This is a genomic window from Acinetobacter sp. B-6, assembly GCF_056930735.1.
This window is the reverse complement of record NZ_JBXPBY010000045.1, coordinates 1-831: the sequence shown is the minus strand read 5'-3', so window position 1 is coordinate 831 and position 831 is coordinate 1. Positions and strand designations below refer to the sequence as shown.

The 831-nt window shown below is 30.0% G+C and carries 1 protein-coding gene; it reads left to right on the top strand.

Features of this window, described 5'->3' with window-relative positions; all coding sequences use genetic code 11:
• A partial coding sequence (locus AC1Z3T_RS21135) for a T6SS immunity protein Tli4 family protein (RefSeq protein WP_483396987.1) occupies positions 1–681 on the top strand: 681 nt, incomplete at its 5' end.
• Between the last annotated feature and the right edge of the window lie 150 nt (positions 682–831).

The following is an 831-nucleotide window of genomic DNA, read 5'->3' as shown; positions in this document are numbered from 1 at the left end:
ATCTATAGAAATAATAAATTTACATCTTCACAGTTTAATATAGATGCGTATATTTATTTAAATCGAAAATTAATTAAAATAAAAAGCCGAGCGGATGATGATAAATTAATAGATGCTTTAATTAGTGTTGAAAATATCATTCAAAATTTTAAATTAAAATCATTAAAAGGTCCAAATCAGGCAGGCTTATGCTGGAAAGATTACTTTATTGCAGATGATATGACTGAAAATCGCTTCTTTTTAAGTAAAGCATATTTATCCTTTCCTTCTTATCCAGAAGTAACGATGAATATTGAAAACAGAGCAAGGGATGAGTCTGACACCCCACTTATACAAATGATTCAGAAAAATAGGGAACAAATACCAGAAGAACTTAAAAGAGTATTTAAAGTCAATGATATTCGATCTGCATCCAGAGAAATTAATGGACTAAAAGGCGAAGAAGTGATGACCCATTACCAACAGCGTTTAAGCTTTGGTCGAGGCTTTGAATCAGGTGCATGGCAATATTTAGGAACTTTAGATGATCCTACGGATTCATATATATATTTAGGCTTAGAAAGTGTCGATGAAGTTAATAATAAAGCATTAAATGCACCTCTAAATCAAAAAATCGTGCTTGGATTAAATGATTTTATTTTAAATAACATAAAAGTATCAGCATTTAATCAAGGGAAATGACATGATTGAGAGAAGTAATAGGATTTATACGACATTAGCCACTTATTTATATGTAAGTTTAGATCAAGAAGTTCTAAATAAACATGACAAAAACTGAATTATGTCTTAGTGAGTTGGTCAAGTCACGAAGACTTGAAATATTTACAGAAC